We start from the raw sequence: 17,441 nt of genomic DNA, 5'->3' as shown, positions 1-17,441 counted from the left end.
TATGACAGCCTTGACGGACGACACGCTGCCGGTGACCCCGCGCGCCATTCGAGACGAGATGATCGTATTCGTCATGATGGCATTGCTGCTGGCCGCAGTGCCATTCAGCGGCATCTACCCGTTCTTCGTGATGCAGGCGCTGTGCTTCGCGCTGCTTGCCTGTGCTTTCAACCTCCTGATCGGCTATGGCGGCTTGCTCTCGTTCGGCCACGCGATGTTCCTCGGCACGGCGGGCTACTGCAGCGCGCATGCACTGAAGGTGTGGGCGCTGCCGCCGGAGCTCGGCATCCTCGTCGGAATCGTCGCGGCTTTCGGGCTCTCGCTCATCACCGGCTACATCTCGATCCGCCGCCAGGGCATCTACTTCTCGATGATCACGCTGGCGCTGTCGCAGCTGCTTTACTTCATCTACCTCCAGGCGCCATTCACCCATGGTGAGGACGGCATCCAGGGCATTCCGCAGGGGCGCATGTTCGGCGTGTTCGATCTCTCGAAGCCGACGGTGCTTTATTATGTCGTGCTGGTCGGCTTCCTCGCCGGCTTCCTGCTGATCTACCGCATCATCAACTCGCCGTTCGGCGAGGTGCTGAAGGCGATCCGCGAGAACGAGCCGCGCGCGATCTCGCTCGGATACCGGACCGACCAGTACAAGTTCCTGGCGTTCGTCCTGTCGGGCACGCTGGCCGGCTTCGCCGGTTCGCTGAAAGTGTTCGTGGCGCAGAACGCCTCGCTCACCGATGTGCACTGGTCGATGTCGGGCGAGGTCGTGCTGATGACGCTGGTCGGCGGTCTCGGCACCATTTTCGGTCCCGTGGTCGGCGCCTTCGCGATCATCGCCATGCAGCAATATCTGGCCGGCTTCGGCCAGTGGGTGACGGTGATCCAGGGCTCGATCTTCGTGGTCTGCGTGCTCACCTTCCGTCGCGGGGTCATCGGCGAAATCGCCCATTACTTCCGGCGTTCACTATAAGCTTTTGATATTGCACCAATTTCATTGGCGCCGGAATCCGGTGGATGATCCGACTCCGCGGGCGTGAGATGACACGCGCGCGGAGCGGAAATGGTCTATGACAGTTTTGTGACGGCCAGTTCGGGCCGGGCCATTTCCAACCGGTAACCTATCCCCATGATGCGATGGTTTCGCGCTTTCCTTCCCAAGGAAGAACGGTTCTTCGACCTGTTCGACCGCCATGCACAGACCGTGATCCAGGGCTCGATCGCGCTCCAGGGCATGCTCAACGGGGGCGAGGAGACGCCGGTCTACTGCCAGCGCGTCAACCAGTTCGAGAACGACGCCGACAACATCACCCGTGAGGTGCTGACGGCTGTGCGCCGCACCTTCATCACCCCCTTCGACCGTGGCGACATCAAAAATCTCATCACCTCGATGGACGACGCCATCGACCAGATGCAGCAGACGGCCAAGGCCGTGATGCTATTCGAGGTCCGCACCTTCGAGCCGCCGATGCGGGAGATTGGCGGGCTGCTGATCGAATGCGCCAATCTCGTGGGACGCGCGTTGCCGCTGATGCAGTCGATCGGCCCGAACGTCGCGATGCTGACCGCGATCACGGAAGAGCTGGGCAAGCTGGAGGGCCGGGTCGACGATCTCCATGACATCGGGCTGAAGGAGCTGTTTCTCAAGCACCGCGATGGCAGCGCGATGGATTTCATCGTCGGCGTCGAGATCTATGACCATCTCGAAAAGGTGGCCGACCGTTTCGACGACGTCGCGAACGAGATCAACAGCATCGTCATCGAGCAGGTTTAGGGCAGGGGTCGCGCCGTGGATGCTGCGCTCGGACTTCCTGTCCTCGTCGGCTTGATCGCCGTCGCGCTGCTGTTCGATTTCCTGAACGGCCTGCACGACGCCGCCAATTCGATCGCGACCATCGTGTCCACCCGCGTGCTGCGGCCGCAATTCGCGGTGTTGTGGGCCGCATTCTTCAATTTCATCGCCTTCATGGTGTTCGGGCTGCATGTTGCCCAGACCATCGGCACCGGCATCATCGATCCCGCGGTGGTCGATGCCCAGGTGATCTTCGCGGCCCTGGTCGGTGCGATCGTCTGGAACCTCGTGACCTGGGGGCTCGGCATCCCGTCCTCCTCCTCGCACGCGCTGATCGGCGGCCTCGTCGGCGGCGGCATGGCCAAGGCTGGGATCTCGGCGGCGGTGTGGAGTGGTCTGTCCAAGGCGGTGCTTGCGATCGTGCTGTCGCCGCTGGTGGGTTTCCTGCTCGCGATGATGCTGGTCGCGATCGTGTCCTGGCTCTCGGTGCGCTCGACGCCGTTCGCGGTCGATCGCGCTTTCCGTATCCTGCAATTCGCTTCCGCCTCGCTCTATTCGCTCGGTCATGGCGGCAATGACGCCCAGAAGACCATGGGCATCATCGCCGTGCTGCTGTATTCGCAGGGGCATCTCGGCGGCGAATTCTCGGTGCCGTTCTGGGTGGTGCTGTCCTGCCAGGCTGCGATGGCGCTGGGCACGCTGATGGGCGGCTGGCGCATCGTCCGCACCATGGGCCTGCGCATCACCAAGCTGACGCCGATGCAGGGCTTTTGCGCCGAGACCGGCGGCGCCGCGACGCTGTTCATGGCGACCTTCCTCGGCGTTCCCGTCTCGACCACCCACACCATTACCGGCGCGATCGTGGGCGTCGGTGCGGCCCGCCGCGTCTCGGCGGTGCGTTGGAACGTCGCGAGCTCGATCGTCTATGCCTGGGTGATCACGATCCCGGCCTCGGCCATTGTCGCGGCGCTGACCTGGTGGGCGGTCCAGATTTTCGTCAGGTGACGAATTTCAGCCCAGCAATGCCGGCGACGATCAGCCCGATGCTGGCGAGGCGGAACGCCGTGGCCGGCTCGCCGAACAGAATGATGCCAAGCGTGGCGGTACCGACCGCGCCGATGCCGGTCCAGACCGCATAGGCGGTTCCGACGGGCAGCGATTTGAGGGCGATTCCAAGCAGGATGACGCTGCCGGCCATCGCCGCGAGCGTGATGACGGACGGAACAAGCTTGGTAAAACCCTCGGTGTATTTCAGGCCGATCGCCCAGGTGATCTCGAGAAGACCGGCGACGAACAGGATGCTCCAGGCCATGACGACCCTCCATTCAAGGCAGGGTCGTCCCCGCGGCGGATATGCTGATGAGGGGGGAGGCCGTCCTCCCCGGGAACGGATATGGGGCTGGCCGAAGGGCTCCGCAATCACCACATGAGGCTTGATCAGGCCCATTTTCCCTGCCAAACGCTCCCGCCATGTCCGACATCGCCATATCAGCCGACTCGCCGGCCCGTTCCCCGCTTGCCACCGAAGTGGCGCGGCGGCGCACCTTCGCGATCATCTCCCACCCGGACGCGGGCAAGACCACGCTGACCGAGAAGCTGCTGTTGTTCGGCGGCGCCATCAATCTCGCCGGCCAGGTCAAGGCCAAGGGCGAGCGGCGCAACACGCGTTCGGACTGGATGAAGATCGAACGCGAGCGCGGCATCTCGGTCGTGACCTCGGTCATGACCTTCGAGTTCGAGGGTCTCGTGTTCAATCTGCTGGACACGCCGGGCCATGAGGACTTTTCGGAGGACACCTACCGTACGCTCACGGCGGTCGACTCCGCTGTCATGGTGATCGACGCCGCCAAGGGCATCGAGGCGCGCACCCGAAAGCTGTTCGAGGTGTGTCGTCTTCGGGATATCCCGATCATCACCTTCATCAACAAGATGGACCGCGAGAGCCGCGACGTGTTCGAGCTGCTCGACGAGATCGAGAAGACGCTGGCGCTCGACACCACGCCGATGACCTGGCCGGTCGGCCGCGGCCGCGATTTCCTCGGCACCTATGATGTTGTCAACGGTGGCGTTCGCCTGCTCGAAGGCGGCGGCGCCAAGACCGGCGCGGCGCAGCAGATCGAGATCGCCGAGCTCGGCAAGCTCAACGCCAACCTCGATGTCGGCGCGGTCAAGGACGAGCTCGAACTCGTCACCGAGGCCTCAAAACCGTTCGAACTCGCCGCGTTTCGCGAGGGCCATCTGACGCCGGTCTATTTTGGCAGCGCGCTGCGCAATTTCGGCGTCGGCGACCTTCTCGAAGGCCTCGGCAAGTTTGCGCCGGAGCCGCGCGCGCAGGAGAGCGACCAGCGCAAGATCGAGGCCACTGATCCGCGCATGAGCGCCTTCGTGTTCAAGATCCAGGCGAACATGGATCCGAACCACCGCGACCGCATCGCCTTCGCGCGCCTGTGCTCCGGCAAGCTCAGCCGCGGCATGAAGGCCAAGCTGGTACGCACCGGCAAGAGCATGCCGCTGTCGAGCCCGCAATTCTTCTTCGCACAGGACCGTTCGGTCGCGGACGAAGCCTTCGCCGGCGACGTCGTCGGTATTCCCAATCATGGCACGCTGCGCATCGGCGATACCCTGACCGAGGGCGAGGATTTCACCTTCGTCGGCGTGCCTAGCTTCGCGCCGGAAATCGTCCGCCGCGTGCGTCTCACCGACGCGATGAAGGCGAAGAAGCTGAAGGAAGCGCTTCAGCAGATGTCCGAAGAGGGCGTGGTGCAGGTGTTCCGCCCGCGCGACGGCGCACCGGCGCTGGTCGGCGTGGTCGGCGCGCTGCAGCTTGACGTGCTGAAGGCACGGCTCGACGCGGAATATTCGTTGCCGGTCGAGTTCGAGGTCAGCGAGTTCCAGCTCGCGCGCTGGGTCTCATCCGAAGATCGCAAGAAGCTCGACACTTTCATCGCCGCTAACACCTCGAGCATCGCCGACGATGTCGACGGCGATCCCGTGTATCTGGCGAGAAACGAGTTCTATCTCGGCTACGCCAGGGAACGCGCCGAGGGGATCGAGTTCACGAACGTCAAGGACGTCAAGAAGAAGGGGTAGGGGCCACACTCCGCTGTCATTCCCCGCGAAGGCGGGGAATCCAGTACGCCGCAGCCTTTCGATTCCATCACCGCCGTCTCGGAGTACTGGGTCGCCCGGTCGAGCCGGGCGACGACACCGGAGCCAAACGCAAGCATGTGAACGGCCGCGGGCTTGACGCGTTCGTTGTCGATGCCACGTTGGTTCGTGTAGCATTGTGAGCTCGCATCATGTGGCGCGGCATCCTGGTTTTCCTCCTGCTGGCGATATCGACGGTTGCCGCCGATGCGCAGCGTCGCCAGATCAATCCGATCCCGTTTTCGCATGAGCCGTGCAGCGTGCTCGACGGCCGGCCCTGCACGCCGTACTACTGCAGCCCGCTCGAGCCCGGCCCCTGCATTCCCGAGATCGATTATCCCTATGGTCAGAACCTCCAGCTCACGATTCAGAGTGTGCCGGCGGAGGCTGATCGCGCCAAATACCGGAAGCCGGATCACGATCTCGATACGATCGGCGATCTCTTTGCCGAGCTGCGCACCTGCTGGTCGCCACCACCGGACAATGCGCGCGCGGGCATGCAGATGGCGGTGCGCTTCAGCTTCAACAAGGCGGGCGGCATGATCGGTCCGCCGCAGCTGACCTATGCGACCGCGGGCGTCCCGGCCGACACCCGAACGACCTATCTCAACGCGATCAATTCATCGCTGAAAGCCTGCCTGCCACTCAAATTCACCAGCGGCCTCGGGGGCGCGCTGGCTGGGCGTCCGATCGCGATCCGCTATGTCGATAATCGCGAGCTTGGAAAATAGCTCCATCGCCTCATCCTGAGGAGCGCGCTTGCGCGCGTCTCGAAGGATGAAGGTCGCGGCTGTTGCGACAGCCGGGCCTGCACGCCTCAGCATGAGGCGTGAGAGTTGCGACCCGCGCCCAATCGATGATACGCCATAGGCGGGGCGCTGGTTGAGGGGAGGATGTCGTGGGTCTGCTGGTCATGATCCTGGGGCTGATGCTGTTTTTTGCGGCCCATGTTTTCACAACGAAACGCGAGGCGCGCGCGCAAGCGATCGCGAGACTGGGCGAGGGGACCTACAAGATCCTCTATGCCGCGGTCTCGCTTGCGGGACTCGCGCTGATCATCTGGGGCTTTGCCCATTATCGCGCTGCCGGAATGATCCCGGTTTGGGAGCCGCCGGTCGCATTCAAGCACATTACAGTCGCGCTGATGCTGCCCGCGGTCATCCTGGTGGTGGCGTCCTACTTGCGCGGGCGCATCTATGCGACGCTGAAGCATCCGATGCTGGCGGGCATCAAATTGTGGGCGGCCGCGCATCTGCTCGCCAATGGCGATCTCGGCTCCATCATCCTGTTTGGCTCATTCCTGGGCTGGGCCGTGTATGACCGCATCTCGCTGAAGCATCGCACCGATGGCGGCGGCCCGCCTATTCCGGTGGGTGGCGTCACCAATGATCTGATCGCCGTTGCAGTCGGTGTCGTCGCTTATCTCGCGCTGGCCTTCGCGTTCCACCCGGTAGTGATCGGCGTTCCCGTCATGGGAGGCTGACGACAGCCGATCAGCGCAAGACCGTTTCGCGCAGCCATGCGCGGAAGGTGACAAAGCAACAAGCCGAGGGCATTCCGATGGACTGGTCGCAATCTCAGATCCCGCCGATGCGCTTCGAGGCGCGCTTTGGCGATCGGGTGGTGCCGGCCTTCAGCGATCGGCCGGCGAGCCTGTGGGCGATGATCGCGGACGCCTGCGCCCGCAATCCGGATGGCGAAGCGCTGATCGCAGGCGATGTCCGGTTGAGCTGGCGGCAGGCGGTGGAGCAGGCCGCGCGGATCGCGGCCGGCTTTCGCAAGCTCGGCCTGCAGCGTGGCGACCGCGTCGCGATCCTGCTCGGCAATCGCATCGAATTTCCGCTGCTGCTGTTTGCCGCCGCGCATGAGGGGCTGGTGACGGTGCTGCTCGGCACGCGCCAGCAGAAGCCCGAGATCGGCTACGTCCTCGCCGATTGCGGCGCCAGGGTCCTGATCCATGAAGCAGGGCTCACCGGGCGGCTGCCCGATGCGCGTGACGTCCCCGATGTCATCCACCGCATCGCCGTCGACAGCGATCAGGCCCTGTCGCGTTTCGCCGTGCTCGCCGACAACGTCCCGGCACCGGCGCCGGTCGAGATCGGCGAGGAGGACACCGCGATGATCCTCTACACCTCGGGCACGACGGGCAAGCCGAAGGGCGCGATGCTCGCCCATTGCAACATCGTTCATTCCTCGATGGTGTTCGTCTCCTGCCTGCAATTGACGGAAGCGGACCGCTCGATCGCTGCGGTGCCGCTCGGCCACGTCACCGGCGTCGTCGCCAACATCACGACCATGATCCGCTGCGGCGGCGCGCTGATCATCATGCCGGAATTCAAGGCCGCCGATTATCTCAAGCTCGCCGCGCGCGAGCGCGTCACCTACACGGTGATGGTGCCGGCGATGTACAATCTCTGCCTGCTCCAGCCCGATTTCGACAGCTACGATCTCTCGAGCTGGCGCATCGGCGGCTTTGGCGGCGCGCCGATGCCGGTCGCGACCATCGAGAAGCTCAAGACGACGATTCCCGGCCTGAAGCTCGCGAACTGCTACGGCTCGACCGAGACGACGTCGCCCTCGACGATCATGCCGGGCGAGCTGACCGCGAGCCACATCGACAGTGTCGGCTTGCCGTGTCCCGGTGCCCGCATCGTCGCGATGGGAGCGGATGGACGCGAGCTACCGCCTGGCGAGATCGGCGAGCTCTGGATCCAGAGCGCCTCCGTCATCAAGGGCTACTGGAACAACCCGAAGGCCACCGCCGAAAGCTTCACGGGCGGATTCTGGCATTCCGGCGATCTCGGCTCGGTCGATGCGGAGGGGTTTGTCCGCGTGTTCGACCGGCAGAAGGACATGATCAATCGCGGCGGGCTGAAGATCTATTCGGCCGAGGTCGAGTCCGTGCTGGCGGGCCACCCCGCCGTGGTCGAGAGCGCGATCATTGCCAAGGCTTGCCCGGTGCTGGGTGAGCGCGTCCACGCCGTGGTGGTGACGCGCGCGCCGGTGGCCAGCGAAGCCTTGCGCGCCTGGTGCGCGGAGCGGCTGTCCGACTACAAGGTCCCCGAAACCATGGCGATCACGTCCGATCCGCTGCCGCGCAATGCCAATGGCAAGGTGCTGAAGCGGCAGCTGCGGGAGCTCCTGGGAACCTGAGCCGGGCAGGCGGCTCCGGGCTATCCCGGGTGGTTAACGCCTTGATTGGGCTCGCTTTGCCTTGCCAGCGCCATATCGTTAGGGTACCCCGCCGCCACGTGGGGGACGGGATTCCTGACGCGAACGCATTGGCGCGCGCACCCGGACGGGTATGGGATTAGCATAAGTGTCTGAATTATTTGACGAAGTCGACGAGGAAGTACGTCGCGAACAGCTCAAGAAGCTGTGGGACAAGTATTCGATCGTCTTCATCGCCCTGATGGTGCTGATCGTGGCCGCCGTCGGCGGCTGGCGCGGCTACCAGTATCTGGAGGGCAAGCAGGCCGCCGAGGCCGGCGCCGCCTTCGAGAAGGCCGCTGAGCTGTCCGACCAGGACAAGCACGCGGAGGCCGAGGCCGCCTTCACCGAGCTCGCCGCCAAGGCTCCCTCGGGCTATCGCACCCTGGCGCGGCTGCGTGCCGCGGCCGAGGCAGCGCCCCGCGATCCCAAGGCGGCCGCCAAGATGTTTGACGACATCGCCGCCGATCGCAGCATCGGTGGTGAGTGGCAGGATCTGGCGAAGATCCGCGCCGCCGGCTTGCTGGTCGACAGCGCGTCCTATGCCGACATGCAGCAGCGGCTGGAGTCCTCCGCCGCGCCCAAATCCACGTTCCGCCACAGCGCTCGCGAGTTGCTGGCGCTATCGGCCTGGCGCAACAACGACATGACCGCGGCCCGCAAATGGCTCGACGCGATTGCCGAGGACGGCGAAACGCCGCCCGGTTTGCGCTCACGCGCCGAGGCGCTCCAGGCCCTGCTGCCGCCCGTCGCCAAAAGCTGACCAAGAGCTGACCTTCGGGCTCTCTGACGTAGACGAGACACAAGATGCGCCGCACGCCCCGCTTGATCGCAGCCGCCGTCCTGATCGCCTTCACGGGCATCCTGGGCGGCTGCTCCAGCTTCGATCCAAGCGACATGCTCGACTTCCTCGACACCAAGAAGAAGCTGCCGGGCGACCGCAAGCCGGTCTTCCCGGAGGGCGTTCCGGGCCTCGAGCAGGGCGTGCCGCGGGAGATGTACAAGGGCGCAGCACAGCAGCCGCAGCCTGATCCGAACGCACCAGCCGTCGCGGCTCTGCCCGCCGAGCCGCCGCCCGAGGCCAAGCCGGCAAAGGGTGCCAAGGCGAAGAAGACCAAACAGCCTGCCAGCACCGCGGCCGCGCCCGCTGAGGCGCCGGCGGCCGAGGTCGACGGCGAGGCCCAGCCGGAGGCCGCGCCGCCCGCGGCCGCTCCGCAGCCCAAGCAGAAGATCGTGCGCAAGCGCACCACCGCCCCGCCGCCGGATCAACCCGTCCAGCAGGCGCAACCGACCCAGACCACCCAGCAGCAATCGCAGGGAGCTTTCCCGGCACCGATGCCGAGCGGCAGCTTTTCGCGCTGATCACTTCATTACATTGACAGGCGCGGCCTTCGCAGCGCACGAATGACCGATGTCCTTCACGATTGCTATTATCGGCCGGCCAAATGTCGGCAAATCGACGCTGTTCAACCGCCTGGTTGGGCAGAAGCTCGCGCTCGTCGATGACCTGCCGGGCGTCACCCGCGACCGCCGCGAGGGCGAGGCCAGGCTCGGCGATCTCGAATTCACCATCATCGATACCGCCGGCCTCGACGAGGGCGCCAAGGGCTCGCTGACCGCGCGCATGCAGGAGCAGACCGAGGCCGCGATCGCACAGGCCGACGCGCTGTTCTTCGTCATCGACGCCCGCATCGGCCTGACGCCCACCGATCGCGCCTTCGCCGATTTCGCCCGCAAGGCCGACAAGCCGGTGCTGCTGGTCGCCAACAAGAGCGAAGGCAAGCACGGCGATGCCGGCGCGATGGAGGCGTTTGCGCTCGGCCTCGGCGATCCCATTCAGGTCTCGGCCGAGCACGGCGAAGGCATGGGCGAGCTGTATGACGCGCTCCGCGAGTTGATGCCGGAGCCTGTCGACGAAGATGAAGCCGAGGACGACGAGCCGCTGACCGAGGAGGAGGCAGCGACGCGTCCGATCCGCGTCGCCATCGTCGGCCGGCCCAATGCCGGCAAGTCGACGCTGATCAATCATCTGCTCGGCGAGGAGCGCCTGCTGACGAGCCCGGAGGCCGGCACCACGCGCGATTCCATCGCGGTCGAGATCAACTGGAAGGGCCGCGATTTTCGCGTGTTCGATACCGCAGGTCTGCGCCGTCGCTCGCGCATCGAGGAAAAGCTGGAGAAGCTCTCGGTCGCCGACGCGTTGCGCGCGGTCCGCTTTGCCGAAGTCGTCGTGATGATGATGGATACGCAGAACCGCTTCGAGGAGCAGGATCTGCGCATCGCCGATCTGATCGAGCGCGAGGGCCGCGCGGTCGTGCTCGCCGTCAACAAATGGGATTTGATGGAGACCAAGGGCGGCGGTGCCATCTCGGGCCTGCGCCGGGATGCCGACCATTGGCTGCCGCAGATCAAGGGCGTTCCGATCGTCGCCGTATCAGGTCTGATGGGCGAGGGCATCGATCGGCTGATGCAGGCGATCCAGGACGCCTACGCCGTCTGGAACAGGCGCGTGCCGACCTCCGCGCTCAATCGCTGGTTCGAGCAGGCCGTGCAAGCCAATCCGCCGCCGGCGGTGTCCGGCCGACGGCTCAAGCTGAATTACATCACGCAGAACAAGGCGCGCCCGCCGAGCTTCGTGCTGTTCTGCTCGCGCGCTGACGCGGTGCCGCAGTCCTATCTGCGCTACCTGACCAATTCCATGCGCGAGACCTTTGAGCTGCCGGGCACGCCGGTGCGCATCACCCTGCGCGAGAAGGCCAATCCCTTCGCGCACAAGCGCAAGCGGCCGTCGTGAGCGACGGCGCCGGCGAGGCGATGGCGCAGGGCACGGCGCCAGTCCGGCGCGGCGCGGTCGCCTTCATCTTCGTCACCATCCTGCTCGACATGCTCGCGCTCGGCGTGATCATGCCGATCCTGCCGAAGCTGATCGAGAGCTTCGTCGACAACGACACCGCGCATGCGGCCCGCATCTTCGGCCTGTTCGGCACCGCCTGGGCGCTGATGCAGTTCGTGTTCTCGCCGGTGCTCGGCGCGTTGTCGGATCGCTTCGGACGGCGGCCGGTGGTGCTGCTGTCGAATTTCGGGCTCGCCGCCGACTATGTGCTGATGGCGCTCGCGCCGTCGCTGCTCTGGTTGTTCATCGGCCGGGTGATCTCGGGCATCACTTCGGCGAGCATTTCCACCGCCTTTGCCTATATCGCCGACATCACGCCGCCGGAGCGGCGCGCGGCGATTTTCGGCCGGATCGGTGCTGCCTTCGGGGCCGGCTTCGTCCTGGGCCCGGCGCTCGGTGGTTTGCTCGGCGATATCGATCCGCATCTGCCGTTCTGGGCGTCGGCGGCTTTGAGCTTCGCCAATGCGCTGTATGGGCTCTTCGTCCTGCCGGAATCGCTGGCGCCGGAGCGGCGCGCGCCGTTCCGCTGGACCAGCGCCAATCCGGTCGGAGCGCTGCACTTGCTGCGGTCCAACGCGGCGCTGGCCGCGTTATCCATCGTCAACTTTATCGCACAAGTCGCGCATGTCGTGCTGCCCTCGACCTTCGTGCTCTATGCGACCTATCGCTACGGCTGGGATTCCAAGACCGTGGGTCTGACGCTCGCGATGGTCGGCATCTGCGCCATGGTGGTGCAGGGGCTCGCGATCGGCCCGATCGTGCGCGTGCTCGGCGAGAAGAATACGCTGGTGCTCGGTCTGTGCTGTGGCGCGATCGGCTTCGTGATCTTCGGCGCCGCGCCGACCGGGCCGCTGTTCTGGATCGGCATTCCCGTGATGTCGCTGTGGGGCATCTCGGGGGCCGCCATGCAATCCTTGATGACGCGGCTGGTCGCGCCGGATCAGCAGGGCCAGTTGCAGGGCGCGACCGCGAGCGTGCAGAGCGTGTCGCAGCTCGTCGGGCCGTTCCTGTTCACGCTGACGTTTTCCTATTTCATCGGCGCCAGCGCGCCGTGGCATCTGCCCGGCGCGCCATTCCTGCTCGCGGCGGTGCTGATGGTGCTATGCGTGGCGATCGCGATGCGGACGCTGGCTGCGACGAAGACGGTCTCGTAGGGTGGGCAAAGCGAGCCTGCCCACCGTTTCTTTCAATCGCGGAGAGATGGTGGGCACGGCGCTCACGCGCCTTTGCCCACCCTACGATATCGCGCTTATTTCTTCACCAGCGGGCACTCGCTGTCCTTGAGCGGCTTGGCCGCGTCTTCGGCCGAAATGGTCGAGACCAGCTTGTAATAGTCCCACGGTCCCTTCGACTCCTCGGGCTTCTTCACCTCGAACAGATAGGCCGGAATGATGCGGCGGCCGTCCTCGCGGAGCGGGCCCTTGCCGAACAGCGGATCGTCGGTCGGGATTTCCTTCATCTTGGCGACGACCTTGGCGCCGTCATGCGGATTGCCGCCGAGAGCCTCGAGTGCCTTCAGGTAATGCAGGATGGCCGCGTAGTTGCCGGCCTGAGTCATCGACGGCATCGCCTTGTTGGTCACCTTCTCCTGGAAGCGCTTCGAGAAGGCGCGGGTGCCTTCGTTAAGGTCCCAGTAGAAGGATTCGGTGAAGGTGAGGCCGTGCGCGGTCTTGAGGCCAAGCGAGTGGACGTCGTTGATGAAGAGCAGGAGCGCGGCGAGTTTCTGGCCGCCCTCGACGATGCCGAACTCGGCCGCCTGCTTGATCGAGTTGGTGGTATCGCCGCCCGCATTGGCAAGACCGACGATCTTGGCCTTTGAGTTTTGCGCCTGCAGCAGGAAGGACGAGAAGTCGGACGTGTTGAGCGGATGCTTGACGCCGCCGAGCACCTTGCCGCCGTTCGCGGTGACGACCGCGCTGGTGTCACGTTCGAGCGCGGCACCGAAAGCATAATCCGCGGTCAGGAAGAACCAGCTGTCGCCGCCGGCCTTGGTCAGCGCCTTGCCGGTGCCGTTGGCGAGCATGTAGGTGTCGTAGGTGTAGGAGATGGTGTTGGCGTTGCAGGCCTTGCCGGTGAGGTCGGCGCTGGCGCCGCCATTGTTGAGCAGGACTGCGTTCTTTTCCTTGGCGACGTTGCTGACGGCCAGCGCGACGCCGGAGTTCGGCGTGTCGGCGATCACGTCGACTTTCTGGGTATCGATCCACTGCCGCGCGATGTTGACGCCGACGTCAGGCTTGTTCTGGTGGTCGCCGCTGATGACCTCGATCTTCCAGCCCTTGGCGGCCAGACCGGAATCCTCGACCGCCATCTTGACGGCCACCACGGCGTTGGGCCCGCCGATGTCGGCGTAGAGGCTGGACATGTCGTTGAGCACGCCGATCGTGACGGTCTTGTCCTGGGCGTAGGCGGATGATGCGAAACCGAAAGCAGCGCAGGCAAGAAGAGCCGCGGAGCGGCGCGCGAACGTCGTCGTCATAAAGGGTTTCCTCCATTGTCAAATATGCGGACGGCTCTCTTGCGGAGCCTTGTTCCGGCTGATCGCTCTACCGTGTCCCACGGTCTGCGGCAATGCGCCTAAAGCCGGATGACGCTGCGGCGTAGCGTCATCCGTCGGTTAACTTTTGGGTAAAATGCGTCGAGACGCTATTTCAGCGCGTCCGAGGTCAGCTTGAATTTCTGGATGCGCTTACCGGTATCGACCTCGGCGGTATAGACGTTACCCTTGGCGTCGACCGCCATCGCATGCACCCAGTGGAACTGCCCGGCATTGCGGCCGTTGTGGCCGAAGCCGCCGACCACGCTGCCGTCGTCGCGCTTGATTATCCGGATCTCGTTGTTTTCGCCGTCGGCGCTGAGCAAATAGGTCTGCTTCGGATCGGGCCAGATCGCGAGGTCCCACACCGCGCCGTTGCCAAGGGTGTTCCTCTCGAAGAAGAACTCCTTCACGAAGGTGCCATCCTTTTTGAACACCTGGATGCGATTGTTGATGCGGTCGCAGACGTAGACGAGACCGTCATTGGCGAGCTTCACGCAGTGGACGGGATTTCCGAATTGCTGGGAGACGGGCGCCTTGGGATCGTACGCCGCCTGCTTGCTGTCGTCGGGCTTGTTGCCGTAGGCGCCCCAGTGCCGCTTGTAGGCGAGCGTCGTCGCATCGAACACGATGACGCGGCGGTTGCCGTAGCCGTCGGCGACGTATATTTCGTTCGCCTCCTTGTCGATCGCGGTTTCAGCGGGCTTGCCGAGCTGCGTGGTGTCGTTGCTGCCGAGGCTCGGCGCGATCTTGCCGATCTGGGCGACGAACTTGCCGTCGAGCGTGAACTTCAAGATGGCGTTGTCGTTGTCGGCGTTGCCGCCGACCCAGACGAAGCCGCGCTCGTCGATCTCGATGCCGTGCTCGCGGCCGACCCATTCATAGCCTTCGCCGGGACCGCCCCAGGACCGCAGCAGATTGCCGTCGGTGTCGAATTCGAGCACGGGAGGCGCCGACACGCAGCACTTCGAGCGCGGTGGGTTGAGGCTCGCGCCCTTCTCGTCATCGGTGAGCGAGCGCGGACGATGGATCACCCAGATATGGCCCTGCCAGTCGACGGTGATGCCGCCGACCTGACCGAGGATCCAGTTATTCGGCAGCTGTTTTGGCCAGGAGGCATCGACCGCGAAGGTCGGGACGTCGCCCGCAGTCGCCCTGCCTGGAAGCACGAACGCGATGGCTGCAATCAGGATGGAGAAGGCGTGAGAGACTCGTACGAGCGCACGGCCGAGCCTTGTACGACCAAGCCTTGTACAGACAAGCCCTACGCGATCATGCCACGGCGCCATGGCAACCTCCCTTTTTTGGCTTGCGGCTTGCTGCCGCTTGAGCGCGGGCAGTCAATCGCGGGGAGGCACGCGAGTCAATCAGGCCGGCGAACGGAAGCTCATCAAGGCGCGCGTCTTGTAGTCGTAGAACTTGCCGGTTTCGGTCCAGTCAGGCGCGCACATCGGCACGATGAATTCGGCGACCTGTTCGGGCGTGTCGAGCGTCGCCGGATCTTCGCCCGGCATCAACGTGGCGCGCATGCGGGTGCGGATCGGGCCCGGGTTGAACAGATTGACACGGAGCGGCGTATTCGCGGTTTCCTGCGCCCAGGCGCGGGCCAGCGTTTCCAGCGCGGCCTTGGAGGCGGCGTAGGGGCTGACATAGGCGGTGGCCTTGTTGGCGGCGCCCGAGGTGATGAACACGGCCCGGCCGGCATCGGACTGCTTCAGCAGTGGTTCCATGCAGCGGATCAGCTGGAAGTTCGCGGAGACGTTGACCGCCATCACGTCGGTGAAAGCTTTCAGTTCGATGTGGCCGACCGGCGAGGAGGGGCCGAGCACGCCGGCATTGCCGACGAGGATGTCGAGCTTGCCATAGCGTTCGTGCAGGCCGGCGCCAAGCCGCGCGATGCCGTCGGAATCGGTGAGGTTGAGCGGCACCAGCGTGGCGCTGCCGCCGTCTTTCCGGATCTCGTCATCGAGCTCTTCCAGCCCGCCCTGCGTGCGCGCGACAGCGACGATATGCGCGCCGGCTTTGGCCAGCGCCCTGGCCGTGGCGAAGCCGATGCCGCGCGAGGCGCCGGTGACGAGAGCGATGCGATTGGCGAGGGGTTTTGTCATGTCCGTGTATCCACGTCTTCGCGGCGGGTTTTACAGACATGGATAACCGGGACAAGCCCGGCATGACAGAATTATTGCCTTTGAGCTTTAGCTGTCGCCGCCCAGCTGCATATTGTCGTTGTTAGTCCCGTTTCCCGAGCCGTCGGGTGTGACCTTCGTACCCTGCCTGAATGCAAAGACGATGAAGCCGACCAAAAGCCCTCCGCAGAGAATGGCGATGGCCAGTTGCATCGTCGCGGTCTTTCGTCAGCTCGCCTCGGCCAGCAGCGACAGCTGCCGCGGCTGCTGCTCGGTCTGGGTCTGGTCGGTGAGGTGGGTCGGATACGCCCCGGTGAAGCAATGATCCGAGAATTTCGGATTGGCGGGGTCGCGGCCGGGCTCGCCCATGGCGCGGTACATGCCGTCGATCGACAGGAAGGCGAGCGAGTCGGCGCCGATGATCTCGCGCATCTCCTCCAGCGAATGCGTCGCCGCCAGAAGGCCGCCGCGATCCGGCAGGTCGATGCCGTAATAATCGGGATAGAGGATCGGCGGCGAGGCGAGGCGGAAATGCACTTCCTTGGCGCCCGCATCGCGCATCATGCGCACGATCTTCTTCGAGGTGGTGCCGCGCACCAGCGAGTCGTCGATCAGGATGATGCGCTTGCCTTCGATCGCGGCGCGGTTGGCCGAATGCTTCATGCGCACGCCGGACTCGCGGATCGCCTGCGTCGGCTGGATGAAGGTGCGGCCGACATAGTGGTTGCGGATGATGCCGAGCTCGAACGGCACGCCGGAATGCTGGCTGTAGCCGACCGCGGCGGGCACGCCGGAATCCGGCACCGGCACGACGACGTCGATCGGCACATGGCTCTCGCGCGCGAGCTGCGCACCAAAGGCCTTGCGCACTTCGTAGACCGAGCGGCCGTGAACGATGGAGTCCGGACGGGAGAAATAGATGTATTCGAAGATGCAGGGGCGCGGCGCCATCGGCGGGAACGGCTTGTGGATGTCCTGGCCGTTCTCGTCGAACACGATGACTTCGCCGGGCTCGATGTCGCGAATGAAGCGCGCGCCGATGATGTCGAGCGCGCAGGTCTCCGAGGTCAGGATCGGGCAACCGTCGAGCTCGCCGAGCACCAGCGGGCGGATGCCGCGTGGATCGCGCGCGCCGACCAGTTTCTTGTTGGTCAGCGAAACCAGCGCATAGGCGCCTTCGATCTCACGCAGGGCGTCGATGTAGCGCTCGATGAAGCGGCTGCGCCTGGAGCGCGCGACCAGATGCAGGATCACCTCGGTGTCGGTGGTCGACTGCATCATCGCGCCGTTCTTCACGAGCTCGCGGCGCAGCGTCAGGCCGTTGGTGAGGTTGCCGTTGTGGGCGACCGCAAGGCCGCCGGCATTGAGCTCGGCGAACAGCGGCTGCACGTTGCGCAGGATGGTGGCGCCGGTGGTGGAGTAGCGGACATGGCCGACGGCCATATTGCCGGGCAGGCGGTCGATCACCTCGCGGCGGGAGAAGGTGTCGCCGACGAGTCCGAGGCGGCGTTCCGAGTGAAAGCGGCTGCCGTCGTAGGAGACGATGCCGGCGGCTTCCTGGCCGCGATGCTGGAGGGCGTGGAGGCCGAGCGCGGTGATGGCGGCGGCGTCAGGGTGGCCATAAATGCCGAAGACGCCGCATTCCTCGCGGAGCGTATCGCCCTCCAGGTCGTCCTGAAGCTCTAGCGCGGCCGGGCCGAGATCACGTTGGGCGTCCTGGTCAGGGTGTCGCATCTCGTCCGC

General features: G+C 65.0%; 17 protein-coding genes. 11 read left to right on the top strand and 6 right to left on the bottom strand.

Annotation, left to right across the window (positions count from 1 at the left end; all coding sequences use genetic code 11):
* Nucleotide 1: 1 nt before the first annotated feature.
* From AC5ZFO_RS18275 to AC5ZFO_RS18265, 3 genes are all read left to right on the top strand, one after another.
* Nucleotides 2–970 (top strand): branched-chain amino acid ABC transporter permease, encoded by a 969-nt coding sequence (locus tag AC5ZFO_RS18275; RefSeq protein WP_282522220.1) that lies wholly within the window; start codon nt 2–4, stop codon nt 968–970.
* Between the two features lie 156 nt (nt 971–1,126).
* On the top strand, nt 1,127–1,771 hold the full coding sequence (locus AC5ZFO_RS18270) for a DUF47 domain-containing protein (protein WP_014495845.1): 645 nt from the start codon (nt 1,127–1,129) through the stop codon (nt 1,769–1,771).
* Nucleotides 1,772–1,786: 15 nt separating this feature from the next.
* Entirely contained in the window at nt 1,787–2,794 is a 1,008-nt protein-coding gene (locus AC5ZFO_RS18265) for an inorganic phosphate transporter (RefSeq protein ID WP_008143644.1), read from the top strand.
* Here the strand turns inward: AC5ZFO_RS18265 and sugE are convergent.
* Nucleotides 2,787–3,101, bottom strand: a complete 315-nt coding sequence (sugE, locus tag AC5ZFO_RS18260) for a quaternary ammonium compound efflux SMR transporter SugE (protein ID WP_282522287.1) — start codon at nt 3,099–3,101, stop codon at nt 2,787–2,789. The two genes, AC5ZFO_RS18265 and sugE, sit on opposite strands and share 8 nt — an antisense overlap.
* 158 nt (nt 3,102–3,259) lie before the next feature.
* Here sugE and AC5ZFO_RS18255 point away from each other — a divergent pair, with 158 nt between their 5' ends.
* From AC5ZFO_RS18255 to AC5ZFO_RS18220, 8 genes are all read left to right on the top strand, one after another.
* Nucleotides 3,260–4,879 (top strand): peptide chain release factor 3, encoded by a 1,620-nt coding sequence (locus AC5ZFO_RS18255; protein ID WP_282522288.1) that lies wholly within the window; start codon nt 3,260–3,262, stop codon nt 4,877–4,879.
* Nucleotides 4,880–5,088: 209 nt separating this feature from the next.
* Entirely contained in the window at nt 5,089–5,667 is a 579-nt protein-coding gene (locus tag AC5ZFO_RS18250) for a UCP034077 family protein (RefSeq protein WP_282522289.1), read from the top strand.
* 167 nt (nt 5,668–5,834) lie between these two features.
* Nucleotides 5,835–6,419 (top strand): NnrU family protein, encoded by a 585-nt coding sequence (locus AC5ZFO_RS18245; protein ID WP_063983728.1) that lies wholly within the window; start codon nt 5,835–5,837, stop codon nt 6,417–6,419.
* A 77-nt stretch (nt 6,420–6,496) separates the two neighbouring features.
* Nucleotides 6,497–8,089 (top strand): class I adenylate-forming enzyme family protein, encoded by a 1,593-nt coding sequence (locus tag AC5ZFO_RS18240; protein ID WP_282522419.1) that lies wholly within the window; start codon nt 6,497–6,499, stop codon nt 8,087–8,089.
* Nucleotides 8,090–8,255: 166 nt separating this feature from the next.
* A complete protein-coding gene (locus tag AC5ZFO_RS18235) occupies nt 8,256–8,909 on the top strand; it encodes a tetratricopeptide repeat protein (protein ID WP_496122283.1) in 654 nt (217 codons plus the stop codon).
* A 44-nt stretch (nt 8,910–8,953) separates the two neighbouring features.
* Nucleotides 8,954–9,508: a hypothetical protein gene (locus AC5ZFO_RS18230; RefSeq protein WP_282522292.1), complete on the top strand. Its 555-nt coding sequence runs from the start codon at nt 8,954–8,956 to the stop codon at nt 9,506–9,508.
* Nucleotides 9,509–9,557: 49 nt separating this feature from the next.
* Nucleotides 9,558–10,940, top strand: coding sequence for a ribosome biogenesis GTPase Der (der, locus tag AC5ZFO_RS18225; RefSeq protein WP_282522293.1), 1,383 nt, complete (start codon nt 9,558–9,560; stop codon nt 10,938–10,940).
* Nucleotides 10,937–12,193 carry a TCR/Tet family MFS transporter gene (locus AC5ZFO_RS18220; protein ID WP_282522294.1) on the top strand — a complete coding sequence of 419 codons (1,257 nt, stop codon included), beginning with the start codon at nt 10,937–10,939 and terminating at the stop codon, nt 12,191–12,193. The genes der and AC5ZFO_RS18220 overlap by 4 nt, the downstream gene beginning before the upstream one ends.
* A gap of 95 nt (nt 12,194–12,288) precedes the next feature.
* Here the strand turns inward: AC5ZFO_RS18220 and AC5ZFO_RS18215 are convergent, their stop codons facing one another.
* From AC5ZFO_RS18215 to purF, 5 genes are all read right to left on the bottom strand, one after another.
* Nucleotides 12,289–13,515 (bottom strand): ABC transporter substrate-binding protein, encoded by a 1,227-nt coding sequence (locus tag AC5ZFO_RS18215; RefSeq protein ID WP_282522295.1) that lies wholly within the window; start codon nt 13,513–13,515, stop codon nt 12,289–12,291.
* Nucleotides 13,516–13,682: 167 nt separating this feature from the next.
* The gene (locus AC5ZFO_RS18210) at nt 13,683–14,861 is read right to left on the bottom strand and encodes an NHL repeat-containing protein (protein ID WP_282522296.1); all 1,179 of its coding nucleotides are present in this window, start codon (nt 14,859–14,861) and stop codon (nt 13,683–13,685) included.
* Between the two features lie 78 nt (nt 14,862–14,939).
* On the bottom strand, nt 14,940–15,680 hold the full coding sequence (locus tag AC5ZFO_RS18205) for an SDR family NAD(P)-dependent oxidoreductase (protein WP_282522297.1): 741 nt from the start codon (nt 15,678–15,680) through the stop codon (nt 14,940–14,942).
* Nucleotides 15,681–15,767: 87 nt separating this feature from the next.
* On the bottom strand, nt 15,768–15,911 hold the full coding sequence (locus AC5ZFO_RS18200) for a hypothetical protein (protein WP_282522298.1): 144 nt from the start codon (nt 15,909–15,911) through the stop codon (nt 15,768–15,770).
* A gap of 15 nt (nt 15,912–15,926) precedes the next feature.
* The gene (gene purF / locus AC5ZFO_RS18195) at nt 15,927–17,432 is read right to left on the bottom strand and encodes an amidophosphoribosyltransferase (protein WP_014495832.1); all 1,506 of its coding nucleotides are present in this window, start codon (nt 17,430–17,432) and stop codon (nt 15,927–15,929) included.
* Nucleotides 17,433–17,441: the final 9 nt, after the last annotated feature.

It is taken from the genome of Bradyrhizobium sp. Unk1 (assembly GCF_059512345.1).
Note: the sequence above shows the minus strand (reverse complement) of the source record. Positions and strands in the feature narration are given on the sequence as shown.

Coding starts and splice junctions, on each gene's coding strand:
- AC5ZFO_RS18255 (WP_282522288.1), top strand. CDS start 3,260: ATGTCCGACATCGCCATATCAGCCGACTCGCCGGCCCGTTCCCCGCTT.
- AC5ZFO_RS18215 (WP_282522295.1), bottom strand. CDS start 13,515: ATGACGACGACGTTCGCGCGCCGCTCCGCGGCTCTTCTTGCCTGCGCT.
- AC5ZFO_RS18230 (WP_282522292.1), top strand. CDS start 8,954: ATGCGCCGCACGCCCCGCTTGATCGCAGCCGCCGTCCTGATCGCCTTC.
- AC5ZFO_RS18275 (WP_282522220.1), top strand. CDS start 2: ATGACAGCCTTGACGGACGACACGCTGCCGGTGACCCCGCGCGCCATT.
- purF (WP_014495832.1), bottom strand. CDS start 17,432: ATGCGACACCCTGACCAGGACGCCCAACGTGATCTCGGCCCGGCCGCG.
- der (WP_282522293.1), top strand. CDS start 9,558: ATGTCCTTCACGATTGCTATTATCGGCCGGCCAAATGTCGGCAAATCG.
- AC5ZFO_RS18200 (WP_282522298.1), bottom strand. CDS start 15,911: ATGCAACTGGCCATCGCCATTCTCTGCGGAGGGCTTTTGGTCGGCTTC.
- AC5ZFO_RS18205 (WP_282522297.1), bottom strand. CDS start 15,680: ATGACAAAACCCCTCGCCAATCGCATCGCTCTCGTCACCGGCGCCTCG.
- AC5ZFO_RS18250 (WP_282522289.1), top strand. CDS start 5,089: ATGTGGCGCGGCATCCTGGTTTTCCTCCTGCTGGCGATATCGACGGTT.
- AC5ZFO_RS18240 (WP_282522419.1), top strand. CDS start 6,497: ATGGACTGGTCGCAATCTCAGATCCCGCCGATGCGCTTCGAGGCGCGC.
- AC5ZFO_RS18270 (WP_014495845.1), top strand. CDS start 1,127: ATGATGCGATGGTTTCGCGCTTTCCTTCCCAAGGAAGAACGGTTCTTC.
- sugE (WP_282522287.1), bottom strand. CDS start 3,101: ATGGCCTGGAGCATCCTGTTCGTCGCCGGTCTTCTCGAGATCACCTGG.
- AC5ZFO_RS18210 (WP_282522296.1), bottom strand. CDS start 14,861: ATGGCGCCGTGGCATGATCGCGTAGGGCTTGTCTGTACAAGGCTTGGT.